Consider the following 18138-nt stretch of genomic DNA (forward strand, 5'->3'; position numbering starts at 1 on the left):
AGGAAGATGTTCACGGTGGCAGGCCAGACGGCGTACCACTTCCTGCTATTTACCGGTTTTTGTCATATTTTCACGGGATGGGCTTGCCCGAGTGCTGTCAACCCCTCACCCAGCACCTCGCGGACGGCCCGCGCCATCCACAGGCGCGCGACATGAGTGCCGGTCGGCGGTTCGTCGCCCTTCGGAATCGCCGGGGCGTGCTCGAACGCGTCATGGTAGGCCTCGGCCAGCCGCTCCAGGTACGCGGGCCATCCGGACTCCCGTCCAGGCCCGCGACCGCCGGAGGCGCGCGCTTCGCCACCACCGGACGGATACCTCCCTGATCGTCCGGCATCCCGCCCCGCCCGCCGGCTCGGCAGCTCGGCCAGCACGCGCAGCACCGCCCGATCACGCGGATCGTCCAGCGACTCGGGCCGGAACCCCGCAGCCGCCCCCGGCTCACCCCTGCGTTCCTCCGGCTCCCCCTTACCTTGACCGGACGCACCCGGAGGACCGGCCTCGATCCCGAGGTCGCGGGCCCAGCGCTGAACGGCACCCGCCCGCACGTAGGCGTACCTCACGACGAAACCGGGGTTGCTCCACGTGAGCGGCACCTCGGGCCACGGCGCCGACCCCACCGGAACCGGCACCTCGGCCGGCGTGACCGGCCCGGCCAAGATCTCACGGACGATCTCCCCCGGCACGGCCACCTCGATGACCAGGAACCCGTTCTGCCGCACCTGAACCGCCCTCACCCCGGGCACGGCCCGAAGCCGCACGGCCAGCCCTTCCGCGACCTCCCGCGCCGACCTTCCCGTGATCTCGCGCACCGGCCCGCCCGCCGGCCGTTCCGTGATCTCCCTCGCCGGCCCGCCCGCCACCTGCCGCGCGGGGCCCGCCCGCCGAAGCACCGCCGCCGAGACGTAGACCGCCTCGCGCTCCCATGATCCTTCGGGCACCGGAGGCGAGCCGAGGATGGCGCGCAGCGCGTCCACCGTCACCTCCAGAACCTTCCCGCCGAACGTCCCGGCTCGCCTCGCCGATAAGCGGCACAAAGCTCAGGCTACGGTGCGTCCGCCGACGCTTCCTCAGCGGCAGACCACGCGCCGAGGGCGGGCGTCCGGGCACTGAGCAGCGCACAGCGGATCTCCACGGCCGGATCACCGAGATGCTAGACGACCGCGTGGTCATTCAATCGAGGTTCGCGTTGCGACATCGGGCTATGGAGGCGGCGTGCTCAGAGGCGGCGTGCTCAGAGGCGGCTCATTCGTGGGCGCGCAGGGCGGCGATCAGCCATTTGAAGGCCGGTATGGCCGAGGGGAACGACGTCCGGCCGTTGAGCACTTCCAGAAGTTGCCAGTAGCGCTCCACCCGTGGGTCGGCGAGCTGTTCCAGCCGCTCGCGCAGTTCCGCGCGCTCGGAGCCCGGAAGGCTGGGGCTGACGATCTCGTCCAGGACGGCCTTGCCCCGCGGCGACTCGGGGGCGATCCCGTCGGCCAGCGCGCCGCCCGCGAGCTCGACGACGGCCGGGTACAGACCGGGCCGCCATTCGGGCGCCCACCCGTCCCCCGTCCCCGCGATCACCATCTGCCGGATCTTCCGCTGGAAGCCCTCGTCCGCGACCAGTTCGGCCAGCTCGATCCAGGCGTCCACCCGCTCCGGCGCGGGGTCGTCGGGCAGCTCGCGCATCCAGTCCGCGATGATCACGGCATCCGGGCTCAGCCCCACGCCGGCGGTCACCCGCGCGACGAAGTCGTCGATGATCTGCTTTCGCTCGCGTACGGACAGCCGGGCCAGTTCGTGCATCAGAAGCATCTCCTTCGGGGTTCCGCCGCGCTTGGCGACCGTGCTCAGCACGGCGCGGCGCAGCCGGAGGGTGCGGATCTCCGCGTCCAGGGCCTTGACGTGGGCCTCGGCCACCTCGGCGACCGTCGCCCTCCGCTCCAGCACCTCGCGTACGGCCTCCAGCCCGAGGCCGAGATCACGCAGCGTCTTCACCAGGTCGAAGCGGGCGACCGCCTCGGCGTCGTAGAGCCGGTAACCACCGGCGGACCGCCCGCTCGGCGGCACCAGCCCGGCGTCCGACCAGAACCGCACCGTCCGAGCCGGCACGCCCGCCCGCCGCCCGAGATCACCGATCGTGTACAGCCGCTCGCGTTCGCCCACACCGCCCACCCTGCACCTTCCACCCACTGGAACCTCAACCCGTATCACCGACCGCGGATCCGTCAACCGGCGTCCGGCTTGAGATACTCGCCCAATGTCTCCCGGGCAGCTCATCGTCCTCATCATCGCGATCGTGCTGGTGATCATCACGAACCTCCCTCGCCGAGGCCGGTCGACCTCGTACAAGGACGCCGACCACACGGGGGTGGTCATCTACTGGCGACCCGGGTGCACGTTCTGCATGAGGCTACGCACGCGCCTGCGCTTCACGCGGCTGCGCTACCACGAGGTCAACATCTGGCGAGACCCCGACGCGGCGGCGTTCGTCCGCTCGGTCGCGAACGAGAACGAGACCGTACCAACCGTCACCGTGGCCGGAAAGGCGATGGTGAACCCGTCGAAGCAGCAGTTGCTCGAAGCGGTCACGACGTACGCGCCGCACCTGACATCTGGTGACCCAGACGGGTGACCCGCTACCGTAGGCGGTCCTCCAACTCCCGCCGGTGCCGGCTGACCCACTGGGCGGCGTTTCTGATGGAAACCACCACGCCCGCCTTGGCGAGCCGGATCATCGCCGGGTCGCCGTCGGCGGCGCTTGATTCGATGCCGCGCCAGCAGCGGTCCTGCCACCACAGGATCGTCTCGACCAGCCCGTCACGGTCCTCGAGGCCGTAGGCGTCGGAGATCAGACGTATCCGCCGACCGGCCTCCGCGACGTCCGTCACCGACGGCCCGAGGTCGAGATATTGCCAGCAGACATGCGCGACGTCGTGAACGCGGGCGCCGGGCGCGGCGATGTCCCAGTCGATGAACGCCACCGGCCGCGTCTGCTCCCCAATCCCCTCGTACACCGTGTTCTTCGGCGACAGGTCGTTGTGGCAGACCACCTCTTCGTCCCCGGCGAGTTCCGTCCCCGCCGTCAGATCGTGGAACTCCCGAACGAGCTCGGCGACGCGGACGAGGCTCTTGTCCGAGCTAACCCAAGGAGCCCTCTCCGGCTCCCAGGGAACATCGCCAGGCAGATAAGACAGCACTTCCCGCCCCTGCTCATCCACCCCGAGAAACCTCGGTGCTCCGCCCCACCCCCGCCGCTCGAAATGCTCCAACAGCGCGTGCACGAAGCCACTACGCCCCGTCAGCGACCGCCGAACCGTCTCACCGACCCGCACGACGTCATTGACGAACCCCCCAGCCAAACGGATCTCTTCCACCCGCCAACCCTGCCGAAGACGCGGCGAGAAGACAACCGACCAGCTGAGGAGCCACCCGAGTCTTCAGATCAGGTGAGCGTTCCTCTTAACCCCGGCGACAAAGGCATGCCATTCGTCGCTGGGAAACGTCAGATTCGGGCCGTTCGGGTTCTTGCTGTCCCGCACGACGCGAACGCCGCCCCTCATTTCCGCCACCTCAACGCAGTCTTGACCGTTTCCGCTACGAGAGCTTTTCCGCCATACGGCGTGCGGCAGATCCAGCGCGGACATCCCGCGCCTCCTCCCTAGGATTCGGCTGTCAGACCGATCATCTCCGTGATGAAGCGACGAGACTCGTCAGGATCCCGGGCCTTGGCACGGAGATGGTCAAAGGCCAGCGTATACCGATACACATCCGTCTCCTTCTCCACATAAAGGCTGCCGGTCAGGTTCTCGAGAAATACGACATCGGCATCCGCCTGCTCGGGAAACTCGAAGATCGAGAAGGCTCCACTGGTGGCGGCGTGCGCTCCCACGGCGAATGGCAATACTTGGAGGGTGATGTTGGGCGTCTCGGTGAGGTCGGCCAGATGCCGGAGTTGCGCGCGCATCACGTCGGGGCCCCCGACGAGGCGGCGCAGCGTCGCTTCGTCTAGGACGCTCCACAGGCGTAGCGGATCCTGCTGAGAAAGCCGCGCCTGCCGCGCCACTCGGACCTCTACTCGGCGTTCGATCTCGCCCGGTGGCGAGGTGATCAGTGCGGCGCGGATGACGGCGCGCGCGTAGTCCTCGGTCTGGAGGAGACCCGGCACGATCTCGGGCGCGAAGCTTCGTATCGAGGTGGTCGCCGCCTCCAAGCCGATATAGGTGGCGTATTCGGTGGGCAGGTCGCCATAGCCTTCCCACCAGCCTTTCTTCTGCGCATCACGTGCCAGCGTGAGGATCTCGGCGCGCCTGGAGGGCGTCAGCTCGAACAGGTCGAGAAGAAGTCCGACGTCCTTGACGGTGACCCCGACCTTCGACGTCTCGATTCGCGACACCTTGGTGATCGACCAGCCGAGCCTTTCCGCGACCTGTTCCATCGTCAGCTCGGCCTTTTCGCGCATACGCCGGAGGTCGGACGCGAGCCGCCGCCTGCGAACGGTCGGGCTTCCGGGTTGTTTCATCGTGGCTCCTGTGAGGGGACTGTTCGCGGACAAAGCCGGATGGTTACGACATAGCGGGCTAGCGGCGCGCAAATTGCGGAACCACTTGCGACGCACGACAGCGTAGCGTCATGCTGACACTACCGCTGGTAACCATGATGGGTCGGCGGATCATCGCAAGTTGCTGGTGAACGACCATGCGACCGTACGAAGGGCGCCGACGATGACACCGCGCGATCAGAGACCGGAACCGACCGAGTCACGTATCGCCGTGAAGGGGCGCCATCGGCACGGAACCACGCCGAGCCACGTCGCACCGAAGAACTGGGATATCGCGAAGCGCGCCAGCGCGGATCAGATGGACCGGCTCGAACCGGGCTGGGCCGTCTGGTACGGGGTCGGGAGTCGTCGTTTCTACGCCGTGGCCAGGTGGGCGACGCCGGTTCCCCTTACCGCGAAGGCTCGCACGATCGAGGAACTACGCGGCCTTATGCGTGAAGCGGAGTCGATGATGCCACCGCCCGGCCCATCCACACCCTCTCGCGACACGCCCCTACGAATTTCACCCCCCGTCGGAGGAGCATCAATGACGACGACGCCGGACGGACTTCGTACGGCTTGCTGGGACATTCCGCATGACCCGGCCGCAGTAGGGCGGGCCAGGGACACGATCAAAGAGACGCTCGCGGGCTGGGGCCTTCGCGATCTCATCGACGATGTTCTCCTCGCCGCAGGTGAACTGCTGAGTAATGCGGTTTCGCACGGCGCTCCCCCGATCCGGCTTTCCCTGTGGGCCACAGGCATCGACCTGTGCGTGCGGGTGACCGACCACGGAACCGGACGGCCGCGCCAACTCGACCTGGGGCTCGAAGCGGTACACGGCCGCGGCCTGACGATCGTCGCGGCGCTGGCCGACGAATTCGGGGTCATCCCACTCGCGGAGGGACCGGGCAAGACCGTCTGGGCCAAGTGGCTATTGAGAAACGTCGGGGCGCAGGGCACTCAGCCAGTCGCCGGCCTCTCGCGGCGTGGCGAAACGGACGACGTGTAAGTGCGCGAAGCGGGTGTCGTGGGCCCGTCGTGCGATTTCCGCGCGGCGGGCGGCGTGCTGCGACCACGCCCACCAGGCCGGGTGCTCGCCGCTGAGCCATCCGGTCCAGGTCTCCACGTTGCCGCCGAAGACGCGCTCGCGACGCAGCGTCCTCAGCAAGGACCGGCGCAGGACGTGCCGACGTCTTCCATCCTGACTCGGGCCTGGGGTCTGCCGCCGAGTAGGTTCTTTTCCCACAGTTCGCCCAGTGAGTAGTCGGCTAGAGCGCCGGTCAAGTAGTCGTCAGGCGGCCAGCTGGTGCTCGGCCGGCCGTTGGGCTATTACGTGGAGGTTGTGGACCACGGCGGTCCGGCGCAGGTCGAACAGGTTCTTGCGGGTGCCGCGGTAGCGGACGTGGCGGTCTTGGCCCGCTCGCCGCCGCCACGCGAAAACAGCCGTCGCCTGGGCCACAGCTGATCGCGAACTCATCCACCGGCACCAGCCGCTCCTGCTGTCTGCACTGCGATGGACCGGCTGACCTCCGACCACCCACTCCAGATCCGCACCCACAGGTCCTGAGTACTCCAGCGGCGCATGAGACCGATCTGCCCCTGGAGATCACGGTCAGTCACAACCGCGCCCCTCAGCATCGAGAACCCGCGACAGTTGAATACCCGACCTCACCAGTACCGAGGGCCGGAATATGGCATGGCTGCCCAGGCAGGACTATTCCTTGATGACATCGTCGCGTGGACCACCATAGACAGGGTTCCTGTCGAAGCGCTTGTCGGTGACTAGCAGGCGGATCAGCCCCGGTTCGCGGATTGACTCCTCCGCCTCCCAGACGATCCAGTCGTCGCCGACGGGCTTGGTCTGCGTGCGGAGCTCGACGTAGCCGCCCGGGTTGTCCGGCGCAACCTCCATGATCAGATACGTGACCTTCAGCCCGCGCCTCTTGAGCTCGGGCAGGACCTCCCCGACAGTCTTCTCGTCCACCCGGAAATCGGCGAGCGAGCCGCCCTTCGAGGTCGCCGTCCGGTAGTCGGACTTGCCCACCTTCGCTTCGTGTGACTTGTCGGGCACGAGAACGCACGGGGCGACCGGCCCACTCATCAGGATCGTGCTGGTGCTGTGGTCGCTGATCGTCCAGACGAACGTCTGGCCGGGCTTGAAGAGCTTGGTGTCGATCCGCATCTGCCAGCCCTGGCTGTGTTCCTCCCCGGGGATGTTCTCCGGCACGGAGTACAGGCCGCGGGGGATGTCCTGCACCCAGGTTCCGCGCGGTTCCTTGCACCACTGGCCCGGGGGCGCGTAGTCGACGATGGCCGGGACGTTGAGCTCCTTCAACCGCTTCGCCAGTCCCGCCTTGTCGCGGAAATCCCGGACCTGGACGTACACGACACCGTCGGGTTCCTTGGTGACCGCGTAGGAGGGGGTGCCGCTCTCCTTCAGCAGGCTCGGCCCCACCGCGATGCCCACGGCGAGCAGCCCCGCGCCCGCCAGTCCCAGGGCCAGCCGCTGGGCAGGGGGCCGGCGGGGGCGGACGGGGGATGGGCCGGGCTGCTCGGCGGCGATTGAGGCCAGCAGCTTCCGCGCCCCCACATCGGAGGCGTGCCCTCCCGGCTTGCCCGGTTCCACCCGGGCCAGCGCACGTGTGATCTCGTCGATGTCGTCGGTGTTCTTCATCACAGATGTCCCTCCGCGGGGGCCAACCGGCTTTCAGATGTGAAGTGCACGTCCGCCTCGGCGAGCGCGCGGGCGAAGCGCCTGCGGGCGCGGTGGAGTCTGATGCGTACGGCGTTGCGCGACATGCCGAGCACGGTGGCGATCTGCTGTCGGTCCAGTCCCTCCCAGGCGACCAGGGACAACAGCTCCCGATCGGTGTCCGGTAAGGCCCGGAAGATCTGCGCGATCGCCGTCAGCTCGACCCCGCTGTCGGGCGCGGCCTGGTACAGGTCGGCCATTTCGGCGTCGAGCTCCACACTGAGGGCCTGGCGGCGCACCTCGACCCGATAGTGGTTGGCCAGCACCTTGCGCGCCACGCCGTACAGCCACAGTGTGGCCTGCTCTCCATCCGGCACTTCGCCCATCCGCCGCCAGGCGATGGCAAAGGTTTCCGCCACGACGTCCGCCGCATCCTGCGGCGAGTGGCAGCGGCGGGCCGCGTACGCCGTGATCTGGCCATACGCCTCCCGGTAGAAGGACTCGAACCTGGCCGGCTCACTACGCACGGACTGGTCCCGCGCCCGGTCTCCTCGGCATCCCCATGGCCGCCTCCTTCATAGCCTTGATGTACGGACATCTGTGCCTATGTAGGGAGTCAGGCCATCATTTCGTGCCAGGGCGGAGAAATTTCGCGGCTATCCCGCCGCAGCGAAGGGCCGAACCCGGATGGTCCCGTCGGTGCCCGAAGCCACCGTCACCGATCAGATCGCCGCCGATCTGGCCGCCCAGCATGCCACGCTCACCGAACTGCACATCGACCGGGCCTACCTGGCCTCCGCCCTGGTCCGCGAGCGTCCTGCCGGCTTGGAGATCTACTGCAAGGCCTGACGGCTGGCAAGGCCGCCGCGCCCGCTACCGCGGCACCCGCAAGAACCTGTTCGACCTACGACGCCCCGCGGTCGTCCACAACCTCCACGTCATCGCCCGCCAGCAAGACGGGTTCCTCCGGGCAGAGCCCAGGTCAGATCATGGCCAAAGGTTCGGCCGGGGTGTAGCCCTGGAGGTGGGATGAGGACAGGAGGCGTTCGTTCGCGGCCGGGGGGACGCGGACGTAGGAGTAGCGGTCGGCGGAGTAGACGCGGATGCCGTCGGTGCGGCATTGGCGCATCAGGGTTTCGTCCCACTCGTCGGAGACGTCGGCTATGCCGAGGTCGGTCAGGGTGGGGCGGCGGGCCAGGAGAGTGGCGCCGGCGAGCTCGGGGAGGAAGCGGTGCTCGGTGCCGGGGCCGCGGAGCAGGGTGGCGCCGGTGCCAGGGATGTGGGCGTAGTAGGACGACTTGCCGATGATCTCGGCGTCCACGGCGGCGAAGTAGCGGACGAGGTCGGCCAGATAGTGCTCGCCGTAGAGGTCACGGGGGTCCAGGACGGCCACCAGGTCGCCGTCGGCGAGCCTCAGGGCGCGGTCGAGGGCCGCTCCCCTCGTGGCGGGCGCGCCGGTCTCCCGGACGATCACGTCACCTCTGTGGACGGCTCGCGCGGACTTCTCGACGGTGGCGGCGTCCAGGCCTTCGGCCACGATGACGAGCTGGCCGGGAGCGTGGGCCTGGCGGTGGAGCTGGGCGAGTACGTGGTCGAGCTCGGTGGGGTCCGAGACGGCCGTGATGGCGGTGATCGAGACGGCGTTCCGGATCGACGGCAGGCCCGCGGTGGCGATGATCGGGTCGAGCAGCGGGGTGACCGAGATCGTGGCGCGCCAGGCCAAGTGGGCTTCGGCCGCGGACTGGTCCTCTGCGGCCAGGTACTCCTGGACGGAGGTGAGGGCGCGGCGTAGCGAGTCTTCGTCGGTCGCGATGGGGGCGGTGAGCTGCATGATGGAGGTGCCGCAGGCAGACAGCTCTTCGATGGTCCGCGCGTCGGCGTCCGGCCCGGCGAGCACGAGCGCGGCCGACCTGTAGGCCGTCAGCAGATCGTCGTACGTGGCCTTCGGAGTGATCAACGGCCCCCACGGCGCGGCGAGGAGCACGTCTCCTCCGTACGCCGCACCGGGTCGCGGACCGCCCTCATCGGCACTTTCTCGCATCCCGGGACGAGGAGTACCCGTGCCGGGCATGGCTGAGGAACCCGTGCGGCCGACCCCACCGGTGCTACCAGAAGCGACTCCTCCGTACGCCGCACCGGGTCGCGGACCGCCCTCATCGGCACTTTCTCGCCCCCCTGGACGAGGAGCACCCGTGCCGGGCACGGCTGAGGAATCCGCGCGGCCGACCCCACCGGCCGTACCAGAAGCGACTCCTCCGTACGCCGGACCGCCCTCATCGGCACCCTCTCGCACCCCCGGACGAGGAGCGGTGGTGCTCGGGGTGGCAGTTCCCGCGGTCGGGGTGGCTCCCGCGCTCTGGGGGACGGCACCCGGAGTCGGGGCGGCTCCCGCGGTCGGCGCAGCGGCTCCCGTGCTCAGAGTGGCGGCTCCCGTTGTGGGGGTGGGGAGGTAGGGCTTGGGGAAGTCGGCAGGGAGTGCGCCTTGGACTGCGGTGCCTAGGAGGGCTACTTCCTTGCGGCCTTCGGCTGCGGGGATCTGGTTGTGGACGCGGGGTTGGGTGGCTATCGGGAGGACGGTGACGCGGTCGTGGCGCAGCGCGGCGCGCCACTCGCGGGCGCGGGCCTCGGACGTCGCGAGGACGTGGTCGAAGTACGACGCCACTGGGACACTGACCGACACCGGGCCGCCGGAGTGCCAGAAGACCGTGCGGATGCCGCGCCGTCCGCATTCCTCGATCAGGTCGCGCAGCCCTCGCGTACGCCCGGCCAGTTCCTCGAGCCAGCGTCCGCCGTTGCCCTGGAGGGGACCGGCCTGGACGGACTCCACGAACAGCAGGTGCGGGCGGTGCTGGTCGAGCATCGCCTGCCAGTTGTCCGGGCCGAAGTTGGTCACCTGACGCCACTCGTAGCGGAACAGCGCCTCCGAGCGCCGGTCGACGATGGCGGCGACGGTGAGGTACGGCCTGGTCAGCGGGCCCTTAGGCACGACGAAGTGCTCGTCCATCGCGGTGGAGACGGCGGGACCGGCGGTGTTGGGGGCGACGGGCGCGACGGCCGGGGGCGGGTCGAGCGGGGCGGGGGCGAAGTCGGCGCGCTTGGGCGCCGGGCGCTTGCTGATCGGGGCCCGGAGGGTGCGGGCGACCTCGCCGGGCTTCTTGGTGTGGATGGCGTCGCCGAGCTTGGACCATCGGCTTTCCTGCACCGACTCCAGGCGCCACAGGGCGACCTCGGTCTGGTACTTCTGCTCGGCGAGGTTCTTGGCGAGCTGTGTCGCCTGCCGCTCGGCCGACTTGAGCCGGGCCTCGGTCTCCTTCAGCCGGGTGAACGCCTCGGCCTCCGAGACGGCCGCCGCCGCCAGCCGTTCCTGGTAGTCGGCCAGCAGCCGGGTGAGCTCGGCGGCACCGGACGCGGCCGCCACGGCGGCCTCAAGGGCCCGCCGGGTGCTCTCCAACTCTTCGCTCATGCCATCACCGTGTCCCCGAAAGCCGTCGAGGCAGAATACTCGCAGATCCCACCCCACCACCTCGAACCCGAAAGAAGCAGAGAAACGTCAACCAGGGGGAATCGAGCCGTCCACCTGACCAAACACCAGAACGGCCGAAGGAGGGGGTGCCATGTTCGGGGAGCACATCGACCACGGAAGACTGACCGCCGCAGTGGTACCCCACAGACCCGCAGATAGAGGACTTGCCGCAACAGTCATACCCCATGAACCGTGGCCGGGAGCGTTGCGACCGCTCGTCGCACGAAAGACGAACTCCCACGACCTCGACCCGCCACACGGCGGCGGAGGCGCCCGGATCGACACAGACCCGTGCGGAGCGAGGACCATTTCCTCCGACCAGCGGCTTGCCTTGTGGGCCGTCTTGGAGGTGGAGGAATCCGTACACTCGGCACGTACTCAACTGGGCGCTGAGGGGAGAAGGCCGGTGCGCAAGGGGAAGTGGCCGGAGTACCAGGCGCGGCCGTACGTGTGCGGCGCGATCGGAGGCTACGACCCGGCACGGCTGGCGGTGCTGGCGCAGGCGGGCCCGTCGGTGCGCGAGGTCCACCGGTCCCCCGGCGCGGCCCTGTTCAGCTCCGCGCCCCTCGTCCCGTACGCGAGCACCTCCACGCTGACGGCCGATGCTCCGAGCCTCGTCCCGTACGCGAGCGCCCCCGCCCCTGACCGGACCGCGAGCGCGCCCGATTCGGCGAACGGCACCACGCGGTTCGCCTGGGCCGAGCGGAGACCGGACAGGCCCCTCCCCTGGCTCGCGGTGGCGGAGACCTACGAGGCTCCGGGGCTGATCGACGAGGCCCACGCCGTCACGCTGCACACCGGGGCGTTCGGGTTGATCGATGTGTACTACCTCGCCGAGGGGGACGCGGTCTACTTCGCGGGGAACATCGAGCCGCTGCTGGCGCTGGCGCGCAGGCCGTACGAAGTGGACTGGGACGCGTGGGCGGCGATCCTCAAGCTGACCTACCCCCTGCTGGAGGCCACGCCGTACAAGCAGGTCAGGAGGCTGCCGGGCTCGACGGCGCTCGTCTGGTCCCGGACCGCGCGGAAGATCATCGTGGAGAGGCGGACGCCGCGCTGGGTGCGTGAGGAGCCGTTCGACCGCGGCGTCACGGCCGGGGACATCGTGGCGCTGCTGCACGAGGCGCTGAAGCCGTACGACGACCGGCCGCTGCTGGTACCGGTGAGCGGCGGGTACGACTCGCGACTGCTGGCGTCGGTCGCCAAGGTCCGCCGGATCGACGTCGAATCGTGGACGACCAGCCCGGACGACGGCCTGGACAACGACATCGACTTCGCCCGCATGGTGACCCGCGTGCTGGAGATCCCGCACCGGATCGTCCCGCAGGACGCGGCGGCCTTCCCCGACGAGGCGCGGTGGGCGGCGCGCAGGCTGGAGTACCTGACCAGCCACCATGCCTGGTACTCGCCGTTCGCACGCGAGGTGCACGCCGCGGGCCGTCCGGTCGTGGACGGCCTGGCGGGCGGGCCGCTGATGAAGAACTTCCTGATCACCGCGGACGCCGTGGGCGCGGGGACCTCCGCCGACCGCCAGACCGCCCTGCTGGCCGCGCTGTCCACGGGCGAGCCGCACATGCCGATGCTCTCGGAGAAAGCGCTCGCCTTCGTCGAGGACCGGGTGGGGTCGGCATTCGCGCAGGCCACGTCGATGCTGCGCGGTCACAGGTCGGAGCTCCCGCTGAGCGTGCTGCACACCCGGACGGCCCGGGGCATCGCCCGCTCCCCCGTGAACCTGGTCGGCCCCGAGGTCACGCCGGTCTTCCCGTTCCTGCACCCGGAGTTCTTCGACGCGGCGCTGTCGGTGCCGGTGGAGCGCAAGGAGGGCGGCCGGTTCTACCGGGAGATCCTGTGGGCGGCGAACCCGAAGGTGGCGTCGCTGCCGTCCACGAACGGCGCGTTGCCGCACCGCCGGGTGCCGCTGCGCTCGGCGGGCCCGGCGGCCCGGGAGTGGAACCACCGGATGCTGCGCAAGGTCGCCGCGGCCGTGCCGAGCCTGATGTCCGCCCCGATGCTGGAGGCGATCTCCCAGGGGCCGGACGGGCTGACGGCGTTCGGGTCGTGGAACTCGCGGTTCTGGTTGCGCAGCCTGGTGCTTTTCGGTTCCTGGCTGACCGACTACGAGGACGTGCTCGGGGACCTCACACCTCCGTGGGAGGCCGCGTCGTGAAACGTTCCCTCCACCAGCGCTCGGCACCGTGCGTGTTCACGCCTTTACGTGAGCAAAGCCCGGACTGCGGGCGATTACGCGGTTGGCGTCGGGGAGACGAGCGCTGATCGTCTCCGGATGGCCCTAATGGCCTGCTAGTCTTCCGCGAAACAGCGCTGAAACACGCCGCCGCGCACCGCATTACCCCTTCGGTGACGGCGTCGGGCGGTAGCCGCAGGGATGACGGCTCCATAGGCGCGTTCCCCTCCGTTTGCATGCCCTACTCTCCCAATGCGAGCGAACCATATGAGCGCTTCACCATGCCCGGAATCATGTCCGGAATCGGTTCCCGAGGACTTCGTCTCGTCCGACCCCCAGTGGTACAAGCGAGCCGTCTTCTACGAGGTGCTGGTCCGGGGCTTCCGTGACTCCAACGGCGATGGCACCGGCGACCTGCGCGGTCTGATCGAGAAGCTCGACTACCTGCAGTGGCTGGGCGTCGACTGCTTGTGGCTGCTTCCCCTGTACGAGTCGCCGCTGCGCGACGGCGGGTACGACATCGCCGACTATACGAAGATCCTCCAGGAGTTCGGCAACCTGGCCGACTTCATGGAGCTGATCGAGCAGGCGCACAAGCGGGGCCTGCGCATCATCACCGACCTGGTGATGAACCACACCAGCGACCGGCACCCGTGGTTCCAGGCCTCCCGGCACGACCCCACGGGCCCGTACGGCGACTTCTACGTGTGGTCCGACGACCCGACCCGCTACCCCGACGCGCCGATCATCTTCGTCGGCGCCGAGGAGTCGAACTGGACCTATGACCCGGTGCGCGGGCAGTACTACTGGCACAGGTTCTTCCACCACCAGCCGGACCTGAACTACGAGAACCCGGCCGTGCAGGACGCCATGCTGGAGGTGCTGAGGTTCTGGCTCGACCTCGGCATCGACGGCTTCCGCCTGGACGCGGTGCCGTACCTGTTCGAGCGTGAGGGCACCGACTGTTCCGGGCTGCCCGAGACCCACGCCTATCTGAAGCGCGTCAGGACCGAGGTCGACCGCCTGTACCCGGACCGGGTGCTGCTCGCCGAGGCGAACGGCTGGCCCGAGGACGTGGTCGCGTACTTCGGCGACCCGACGAGGGGCGGGGACGAGTGCCACATGGCGTTCCACTTCCCGCTGATGCCGCGCATCTTCATGGCCGTGCGGCGGGAGTCGCGCGAGCCGATCTCCGAGATCATGTCCCGCACGCCGAAGATCCCGGACACGGCGCAGTGGGGCATCTTCCTGCGCAACCACGACGAGCTGACGCTCGAGACGGTCACCGAGGAAGAGCGGGACTACATGCACGCCGAGTACGCCAAGGACCCGCGCATGCGGGCCTACCTCGGCATCCGGCGCAGGCTGGCCCCGCTGCTGGACAACGACCGCGACCAGATCGAGCTGTTCACGGCGCTGCTGCTGTCCATGCCGGGGTCGCCGGTCATGTACTACGGCGACGAGATCGGCATGGGCGACAACATCTGGCTGGAGGACCGTGACTCGGTCCGCACGCCGATGCAGTGGAGCCCGGACCGCAACGCGGGCTTCTCCGGCGGCGACCCCGGCCGTCTGTACCTGCCGGCCATCATGGACCCGATCTACGGATACCAGGCCGTCAACGTCGAGGCGCAGCAGAAGAACAGCTCGTCGCTGCTGCACTTCACCCGCACGATGCTGGAGGTGCGGCGCGCCCACCCGGTGTTCGGCACCGGCGCGTACACCGAGCTGTGGTCGCCGAACTACGCCGTGCTGGCGTTCGTCCGGGAGGAGGGCGAGGACCGCATGCTGTGCGTCAACAACCTCTCCCGGCACCCGCAGCCGGTGGAGCTGGATCTGCGGCGGTTCGCCGGCCTCACGCCGGTGGAGTGCCGGGGTGACGTGGCCTTCCCGGCGATCGGCGAGCTGCCGTACCTGCTGACCCTGCCGGGCCACGGGTTCTACTGGTTCTCCCTGACCGAGCGCTGAGCTGGTTCTCCTGAGCGAGCGCTGAGCCGGTCGTACTACGCCCGGAAGATCCCGGTGACCTCTAGCGGGGGGTCACCGGGACGCGGGCGCGGGCGGCCTTGCGGGCGGGGATCAGCGCGACCAGCAGCGCCGCCCCGACCGCCGCGAGGACCGCGACGAGCAGCGTCGCCGCCCCAGGCGCGCGGCCGATGCCCGCGCCGATGCCGCTGGCCGCGCCCTGCAGGTCGATCAGCCCGGACGAGACCGCCGCCCCGGCCAGCGCCCCCGCGCCGACACCGAGCACCACGAGCAGCCCGGTGCCGGTGACCAGAGTCGCCATGACCTGGCGCGGCGTGAGGCCCATGGCCTTGAGCACGGCCAGGTCGAGGGCGTGGTCGCGCAGCCCGAGCGCGCTGGCCGTGAGCATGGTCGCGAGGCCCAGCAGCGCCAGCACGACCACCAGCAGGACGATGATCACGCGGATGACCGACAGCCGGTCGGCGAGGTTGACGGCCTGCGTGACCTCCAGCCCCTGGGACTGCAGGCGGGCATGGACGACCGCCGGGTCGGCCCCCTGTCGGAGCACCACGCCGAAGAACTGCGGCGGCAGCGCGTCCTTGGGGGCCAGGCTGTCCAGCGCGACCGACAGCACCTCTCCGTCCTGTTCCGGCTCCAGCACCCGTCCGACGATCTGGACGATCAGCGGGGTGCCGCCGATGGTCAGGCGCGTGCGGTCGCCGATGCGCACGTTCAGCAGGTCGAGCAGGCCCTGCCCCGCCACGGCCTCCCCCCGCTCGCGGAACATGCGGCCCTCGACGACCGAGAACGGGTAGGGGTCGGCGACGGTGCCGAGCGCCCGCGTGCGGACCGTGCGCGTCTGACCGGGGACGACGGTGTCGACCTCCGTGCCGGGGTAGGACGCGACGACGTCGGGGTTGCCGAGCACGAGCCGGTTGGCCGCGTCGGAGGTGAGGTTGCCGGGACGCACGGTCAGCGCGGCGGCCTGGCCGACCTGCTCGGGATGGCTGCGGAACGCGTCCAGCGTGGCCCAGCAGCCCAGGCCGATGGTGATCATCATCATGGGGATCGCCAGGCCGAACGTCGTCAGCAGGGCCGGGAGCCTGCGGGTGAAGGCGTCCCGGGCGCCGAGCACCAGCGCGGGCGGCAGCCGTACGAGCAGGGCGACGCGGGCCATGCGCGACAGGTGGCCGCGCGGGGGCGCGGACGGCGCGGCGGGGATCGGCGGGGTGCGTCCGCCGCTCCAGGCGGGCAGCCAGACGGCCACCAGCACCATCAGGACCGCGCCGAAGGTGATCGCCACCAGCGGAGCCGAGGAAAGCGGGACGACGACCGTCTCGGCGAGCGTGTACGCCGTGATCAGCCGGCCGCACAGCACGCCGAGCGCGATGCCCGCGAGCCCCAGCGAGCCGTGCTCGATGACCAGCATGCGGACGACCTGGCGGCGGGTGAAGCCGAGGGACTTCAGCGTCGCGATGTCGCGCTGCTGGGCGAGCACGCGGCCGCCCACGGCGTTGGCGATGGCCAGCGCCGCCGCCACCAGCCCGGCCACGCCGAACAGGGCGAGCATCACGCCGAGGAGCCGGTTGTCGAGTTCCATCGACGCCTGGACCTCGCGCCAGGTGGTCGCCCGCTGCACCTGCCCCGCCAGGGCGGTGATGGTCCGCTGGACGATGAGCGAGGTGGCGTCCGGGTCGGCCAGCCGCAGTCCGGTGACGGCTTCGCTGCGGCCGAGGGCGGGCTCGACCTGCCGGAGGGTGGTCGACAGCGTCCAGGCCAGGCCGGGGGTCCACTCGGGGTAGAAGCCCTGGTCGCCGCTCTCGGCGAGGCCGACGACGGTCAGGGCGTGGTCGGCGCCGTTCAGGCCGATGGCGGGGAAGGAGGCGCCGGGGCGCAGGCCCAGGGCCTTGGCGAACGAGCGCTCGACGACGACGCCCGCCGGAACGTCCGGGTCCAGCCAGCCGCCCTCGCGGACGATGGGGCGTCCTACGGCGGGGAGCGCGGCGGGCATCTCCTGGAGCGCCACCGGGGTCTTCTTGCCGTCCTGTACAAGGGTGGCGGGGGCGCTGCGGTACGGACCCGCGACGTCGGTCACGCCGTCCAGGGCCTTCAGCGTCGCGGGGTCGGGGGCGTCCTTGGTGTGGATCCAGACGTGGGCGCCGTTGCCCCGGGTGAACAGCCCGCGCCAGGGGTTGGTGCCGTCCTCCAGCAGGGTGGCTGCGGTGATCAGCGCCCCGACGATGCCCGCGACCGCCAGGACGGTCAGCACCGCCTGGCCGCGCCGCGCCAGCAGATCGGCCTTGATCCAGCGTCTCTCCGCCGTGTTAATGGCGCTCACCCTGCCTATTGCGCTCTCTCCGTTCGCGCGGTGTGACGGCGCCTTGAGCCGGCGCTCTTCCGTCGTCACTCGGAAGGGCTCGTTCCTCACCCTTCCTCCCTCCTCCTCCAGAGCACCGGCGCGCCCTCACACACTCATCCGCGTAGTTCCACGACGTCGCCGGCGCCGGGTTTGGTGCGGCGGCGGGGCGGGGCGATGGCGCCGTCGTCGACGATCATGCCGTCTAGGAGGGTGACCACGCGGTCGGCGAGGCCGGCGACGCGGGCGTCGTGGGTGACCATGACGATCGTCTGGCCCTGCCGGTGAACCTGGCCGAGCAGGCGGAGCACGTCCTTGGTGTTGCGGCTGTCGAGGTTGCCCGTGGGCTCGTCCGCGAGCAGGACCTGGGGCTGGTTGGCGAGCGCGCGGGCCAGCGCCACCCGCTGCTGCTCGCCGCCGGAGAGCTGGGCCGGGGAGGCGTCGGCCTTGTCGACGAGGCCGAGCTCGCCCAGGAGGTACTCGCGGCGCTCGCGGGCGTGCCGGGGGGACGAGCCGCCGAGCAGGGCGGGCAGTTCGACGTTGTCGGCGACCGTCATGTTGGCGACCAGGTTGAAGAACTGGAAGACGAAGCCGATCTTCTGGCGGCGCAGGATGGCCCAGCCGCTCTCGTTGAGGGTGTCGGCCCGCTTGCCGTCCACCCAGATCTCACCGCTGGTGCGGCTGTCGAGCCCGCCGAGCATGTGGACGAGCGTGGACTTGCCGGACCCGGACGGCCCCATGATGGCGACGAACTCGCCCCGGTCCACCCGCAGGTCGACGCCGCGCACGGCGTGCACCGGCAGCCCTCCGGTCTGGTAGACCTTCACCAGGTTGACAGCCTGAACGGCAGCGCTCGTCGTGCCGGGCTCATTGGCGAGGCTCACGGGGCTCGATC

General features: G+C 69.9%; 15 protein-coding genes and 1 pseudogene. 5 read left to right on the forward strand and 11 right to left on the reverse strand.

What is annotated here, in order from left to right; all coding sequences use genetic code 11:
• Window positions 1–62: 62 nt before the first annotated feature.
• Both AB0M95_RS06250 and AB0M95_RS06255 read right to left on the reverse strand, forming a co-directional pair.
• The gene (locus AB0M95_RS06250) at window positions 63–980 is read right to left on the reverse strand and encodes an anticodon-binding protein (RefSeq protein ID WP_363760234.1); all 918 of its coding nucleotides are present in this window, start codon (window positions 978–980) and stop codon (window positions 63–65) included.
• Window positions 981–1242: 262 nt separating this feature from the next.
• Complete coding sequence (locus tag AB0M95_RS06255; RefSeq protein ID WP_363760237.1) at window positions 1243–2145, reverse strand: MerR family transcriptional regulator; 903 nt, start codon at window positions 2143–2145, stop codon at window positions 1243–1245.
• 94 nt (window positions 2146–2239) lie between these two features.
• Here AB0M95_RS06255 and AB0M95_RS06260 point away from each other — a divergent pair, with 94 nt between their 5' ends.
• Window positions 2240–2614, forward strand: coding sequence for a glutaredoxin domain-containing protein (locus AB0M95_RS06260; RefSeq protein ID WP_363760240.1), 375 nt, complete (start codon window positions 2240–2242; stop codon window positions 2612–2614).
• Window positions 2615–2618: 4 nt separating this feature from the next.
• On the opposite strand, the gene AB0M95_RS06265 is transcribed toward AB0M95_RS06260, so the two are convergent.
• From AB0M95_RS06265 to AB0M95_RS06275, 3 genes are all read right to left on the reverse strand, one after another.
• Complete coding sequence (locus AB0M95_RS06265) at window positions 2619–3356, reverse strand: phosphotransferase (protein ID WP_363760243.1); 738 nt, start codon at window positions 3354–3356, stop codon at window positions 2619–2621.
• Window positions 3357–3419: 63 nt separating this feature from the next.
• Window positions 3420–3626: a DUF397 domain-containing protein gene (locus tag AB0M95_RS06270; RefSeq protein WP_363760246.1), complete on the reverse strand. Its 207-nt coding sequence runs from the start codon at window positions 3624–3626 to the stop codon at window positions 3420–3422.
• Between the two features lie 14 nt (window positions 3627–3640).
• On the reverse strand, window positions 3641–4501 hold the full coding sequence (locus tag AB0M95_RS06275) for a helix-turn-helix transcriptional regulator (protein WP_363760249.1): 861 nt from the start codon (window positions 4499–4501) through the stop codon (window positions 3641–3643).
• A 565-nt stretch (window positions 4502–5066) separates the two neighbouring features.
• Here AB0M95_RS06275 and AB0M95_RS06280 point away from each other — a divergent pair.
• A complete protein-coding gene (locus AB0M95_RS06280; RefSeq protein ID WP_363760252.1) occupies window positions 5067–5531 on the forward strand; it encodes an ATP-binding protein in 465 nt (154 codons plus the stop codon).
• A gap of 282 nt (window positions 5532–5813) precedes the next feature.
• Here the strand turns inward: AB0M95_RS06280 and AB0M95_RS06285 are convergent, their stop codons facing one another.
• From AB0M95_RS06285 to AB0M95_RS06295, 3 genes are all read right to left on the reverse strand, one after another.
• On the reverse strand, window positions 5814–5999 hold the full coding sequence (locus AB0M95_RS06285; protein ID WP_363760337.1) for a hypothetical protein: 186 nt from the start codon (window positions 5997–5999) through the stop codon (window positions 5814–5816).
• Window positions 6000–6236: 237 nt separating this feature from the next.
• Window positions 6237–7196: a hypothetical protein gene (locus AB0M95_RS06290; protein WP_363760255.1), complete on the reverse strand. Its 960-nt coding sequence runs from the start codon at window positions 7194–7196 to the stop codon at window positions 6237–6239.
• Window positions 7196–7741 carry an RNA polymerase sigma factor gene (locus tag AB0M95_RS06295; protein WP_363760258.1) on the reverse strand — a complete coding sequence of 182 codons (546 nt, stop codon included), beginning with the start codon at window positions 7739–7741 and terminating at the stop codon, window positions 7196–7198. Before AB0M95_RS06295 ends, AB0M95_RS06290 begins: the two co-directional genes overlap by 1 nt.
• A gap of 169 nt (window positions 7742–7910) precedes the next feature.
• On the opposite strand from AB0M95_RS06295, the pseudogene AB0M95_RS06300 reads away from it, so the two are divergent.
• Window positions 7911–8247, forward strand: a pseudogene (locus AB0M95_RS06300) (hypothetical protein); the annotation flags it as partial.
• Here the strand turns inward: AB0M95_RS06300 and AB0M95_RS06305 are convergent.
• Window positions 8197–10677, reverse strand: coding sequence for a hypothetical protein (locus tag AB0M95_RS06305; protein ID WP_363760261.1), 2481 nt, complete (start codon window positions 10675–10677; stop codon window positions 8197–8199). The pseudogene AB0M95_RS06300 and the gene AB0M95_RS06305 overlap by 51 nt on opposite strands.
• A gap of 466 nt (window positions 10678–11143) precedes the next feature.
• Between AB0M95_RS06305 and AB0M95_RS06310 the strand changes: the two genes are divergently transcribed.
• Both AB0M95_RS06310 and treS read left to right on the forward strand, forming a co-directional pair.
• Entirely contained in the window at window positions 11144–12904 is a 1761-nt protein-coding gene (locus AB0M95_RS06310) for an asparagine synthetase B family protein (RefSeq protein WP_363760264.1), read from the forward strand.
• 285 nt (window positions 12905–13189) lie between these two features.
• Window positions 13190–14890: a maltose alpha-D-glucosyltransferase gene (treS, locus tag AB0M95_RS06315; RefSeq protein WP_363760267.1), complete on the forward strand. Its 1701-nt coding sequence runs from the start codon at window positions 13190–13192 to the stop codon at window positions 14888–14890.
• 61 nt (window positions 14891–14951) lie between these two features.
• Here the strand turns inward: treS and AB0M95_RS06320 are convergent, their stop codons facing one another.
• Both AB0M95_RS06320 and AB0M95_RS06325 read right to left on the reverse strand, forming a co-directional pair.
• Window positions 14952–17225 (reverse strand): FtsX-like permease family protein, encoded by a 2274-nt coding sequence (locus AB0M95_RS06320; RefSeq protein ID WP_363760270.1) that lies wholly within the window; start codon window positions 17223–17225, stop codon window positions 14952–14954.
• A gap of 134 nt (window positions 17226–17359) precedes the next feature.
• Window positions 17360–18127 (reverse strand): ABC transporter ATP-binding protein, encoded by a 768-nt coding sequence (locus AB0M95_RS06325; RefSeq protein ID WP_363760273.1) that lies wholly within the window; start codon window positions 18125–18127, stop codon window positions 17360–17362.
• Window positions 18128–18138 lie beyond the last annotated feature (11 nt).

This window comes from Sphaerisporangium sp. NPDC051017 (assembly GCF_040683095.1).
Taxonomy (GTDB): domain Bacteria; phylum Actinomycetota; class Actinomycetes; order Streptosporangiales; family Streptosporangiaceae; genus Sphaerisporangium.